Annotated in this window: 3 protein-coding genes and 1 pseudogene; 2 read left to right on the forward strand and 2 right to left on the reverse strand. The window is 67.8% G+C overall.

All coding sequences use genetic code 11. From position 1 onward, the window contains the following. Together AQI94_RS31960 and AQI94_RS31965 are read right to left on the reverse strand one after the other, a co-directional pair. Positions 1 to 934: L-dopachrome tautomerase-related protein (locus tag AQI94_RS31960; RefSeq protein WP_062230062.1), on the reverse strand; the 934-nt coding region annotated here is incomplete at its 3' end. A gap of 232 nt (positions 935 to 1,166) precedes the next feature. Then, on the reverse strand, positions 1,167 to 2,666 hold the full coding sequence (locus AQI94_RS31965; protein ID WP_031053421.1) for an MFS transporter: 1,500 nt from the start codon (positions 2,664 to 2,666) through the stop codon (positions 1,167 to 1,169). Positions 2,667 to 2,784: 118 nt separating this feature from the next. Between AQI94_RS31965 and AQI94_RS45390 the strand changes: the two genes are divergently transcribed. Together AQI94_RS45390 and AQI94_RS46740 are read left to right on the forward strand one after the other, a co-directional pair. Continuing rightward, complete coding sequence (locus AQI94_RS45390; RefSeq protein ID WP_158806331.1) at positions 2,785 to 2,934, forward strand: hypothetical protein; 150 nt, start codon at positions 2,785 to 2,787, stop codon at positions 2,932 to 2,934. Between the two features lie 68 nt (positions 2,935 to 3,002). Next, positions 3,003 to 3,086: pseudogene (locus AQI94_RS46740) on the forward strand (TetR/AcrR family transcriptional regulator); the annotation flags it as partial.

A 3,086-nucleotide genomic window follows, 5' to 3' on the forward strand; every position in this document is an offset into this window, starting at 1 on the left:
AGAGCCGTCCCTTGTCGTCGCTCTCCAGACCGTCGGCCATCGGCTTGAACCCGTGGTCCTCGACCGTCGCCGCCACCTCGGCGTCGGAGGCGTCGGGGTCGGCGAGGGCGTCGGGGTCGGCGAGGGCGTCGGTGGCCACGCTGTGCAGTCGGCGGCTGGACAGAGGGGAGTAGTAGAGGCGCTTGCCGTCGGCGCTGAGGGCGATGCCGTCGGAGCCGGTCTCGTAGTGCATGGGTTCGCTTCCCGCGGGGCGGATCATGAGGGGTTCGCCCTCGATGATGGGAAGGAACTGCTCGTCGGGGAGCACTGAGGGCTGCCCGGTCAGTCGCCGCCAGGAGCGGCCTGTGGCGAGGTCGACCACGATCACGCCGTTCGAGCCGCCGCCCGAGTCGGTGATGAACGCCATGCCCTCGGCGCCGCGCCGTAGGTCGAAGCGCACGTCGTTGGGGTAGCTGTTCGACGGCACCACTTCGGGCGGGAAGAGGATCTTCCGTACGATCCGGTCGGTGCGCAGGTCGACCGCCACGAGCTTCGGGCCGCCGTAGGAGGACCCGGCGAACAGCGGGTTTCCGGTGTCGAGGATCCACAGCCGGTCGGCCGGGTCGACGACGACGCTCTGCACCGACTGGAAGTGCCCGGCCAAGTCGGAGGCGTCCTCGCGGTTCACCTCGGCGTCGGGGTACGCCACGGGCTTCCCTTGCCGCAGTTCGGCGACGGTGAACGGGACGTCGTCGCCCCAGCGGGGGAAGTTGACGAAGATTCGGCCGTGGCGTGAGACGGTGACACCCGTCGGCATCGAGCCCCAGAAGCGGGCGACGACCGTGTACCGCGCGGCGGTTGGGCCGGCGGTTGAATTGGTGGCGTAGGCGGGCCCGGCGAGTTGGGTGGCGGCCAGCGATGCGGTGGTCGCGCCGAGGAATGTACGTCGTTTCATGCGAGTGCCTCCTGCTGGGTCTGGTTGCACCATGGACTTCGCCGTGGACAGCAGTTCTCTGGTGCGCGGGTGGCGGGTGGTGAGGTCCATCGCGGAGAAGGCCCTGTCATGGATTCGCGGGGCGAGACGGTCGCGGTGGAACCCTGGAGATGCCCTGCTTTCCTGTGCTGGTTCGTGACCTGAGAACAACAGTCACCGCAGGTGGCAGGGCATCTGTGGGGTGGATCCAGGCTCAGTGGGCCATCACGGGCTCGCCCTCGGACGGCGCCAGAGCCCGATTCGGGATCAGGAACGCGGCGATCACCGCACCGACCACGAAGAACCCGGAGCCCCACGCCAGGGTGGCCGTGTAGCCCTCGACCCCGGCCTGCGCCGCGGCCAGTGCGCCGGGCTTGTGCGAAGTCAGGTAGTCGGTCGCGGCTGACGAGGCAATGGTGGTCAGTAGCGCCGTGCTGATGGAGCCGCCGATTTGCTGACCGGTGTTGATCAACGCTGAGGCGACACCCGCGTCCTCGTGGTGAATGCCTGAGGTCGCCCCCTGGATCGCGGTGCTCATCACGGCGCCGATGCCGAGACCCAGCAGGATCAGGCCGGGCATGATGTGGGCGGCGTAGGTGCTGTCCAGCTCGAGCCGGGTCAGCAAGGCCATACCGGAGGCGGCGACCAGGAAGCCGGAGCTGACGACGATCTTCGGGCCGACCCTGGGCAGCACCAGCGAAGGCATCGTGGTCGACGACGCGACGACGCCCGCGACCATCGGCAGGAACGCCAGACCGGTCTTGATCGGCGAGTAGCCGAGGCTGGCCGCGAAGTAGTAGGTCAGGAACAGGAAGATCGAGAACATCCCCATGCCCAGGACGAACACCGCCGCGAACGAACCACCGCGGGTCCGGTCCAGCACGAGGCGCAGCGGCAGCAGCGGATGCGCGACCCGGGACTCCAGCCAGACGAACACCGCGAGCAGCACCGCGCCGACGATCATGGAGCCGAGGGCGACCGGGTCGGTCCAGCTGGTGGACTCGACGTGCGCGAACCCGTAGACGATGGCGAACAGCGCGGCGCTCACCACGACGATGCCCGGAATGTCGAGTTTGGGCTTCTTGCTGATCACAGGCTTGGCCAGCAGCAGCAAGGCACCGATCAGGGCGGGGACCGCGAAGGCGACATTCACGTACATCACCCAGCGCCACGACGCCCATTCGGTGAGCATGCCGCCGACCAGCAGCCCGACCGCGCCGCCCGCACCACCCAGCGCGCTGAAGATGCCGAAGGCCTTCGCCCTTTCAGATGGTTCGGTGAAGGTCACGCTGAGCAGGGAGAGTGCCGCGGGCGCGAGCACCGCGGCGAAGAGGCCCTGGGCCACCCGTGCCGCGACGAGGATCTCGAAGCTGCCGGCCGAGCCGCCGACGACGGACGCGGCCCCGAAACCTGCCAGGCCGATCACGAAGAGGGTGCGTCGGCCCAACAGGTCACCGAGCCGACCGCCGAGCAGCAGCAGGCTGCCGAACGCCAGCGCGTACCCCGTGATGACCCACTGCCGGCTGCCGTCGCTGAAGCCGAGGTCGTGCTGCGCTTCGGGCAGCGCGATGTTCACGACGGTGGCGTCGAGCATGACCATGAGCTGTGCCACGCCTATGACGACCAGCACCCACCAGCGCACGGCATGTGAGCCGCGAAGGCCCGAGTCTCTTTTTCCGGAGGCGGGCGCCCCGCGGTCGATGCTGGTACTCATTTTTTTCCTTGCTTGCTCGGCATGACGGAAAGCCGTCTGGAATCTGATCGGTTTCCTCACCGACGAAGGTGAGGCGAGCGGATGACGTGCTGAGATCTCAGGGCTTCAAGATCATCGTGTGGCCGCTTCGGGGCTTGCCTCGGCGATCCCCTGGGAGGCCGTGTCGGTGTCCGCGGTGGCCGGCATTCTGTTGATGTCGGCGCTGGCCAGTCATCGCGCCAGGCGGGGACGCACCCTGTTCGGCGAGCTCAGGATGGTTATGGACTGAACAGTCAGGAACCTAGATGGTTCTGTACTGGGTTGTCAAGAAGGGTGGGTCGGCTTTACCTTCGATGCATGGCCAGACCACGAAGCTTCGACCCCGACCACGTCCTGCACGCCGCCGAGCGGCAGTTCCGCACCTCGGGCTACAACGGCACG

Origin of the sequence: Streptomyces pseudovenezuelae (genome assembly GCF_001513955.1) — a bacterium.
In the GTDB taxonomy this organism is placed as follows: Bacteria; Actinomycetota; Actinomycetes; order Streptomycetales; family Streptomycetaceae; genus Streptomyces; species Streptomyces pseudovenezuelae.

Coding starts and splice junctions, on each gene's coding strand:
- AQI94_RS31965 (WP_031053421.1), bottom strand. CDS start 2,666: ATGAGTACCAGCATCGACCGCGGGGCGCCCGCCTCCGGAAAAAGAGAC.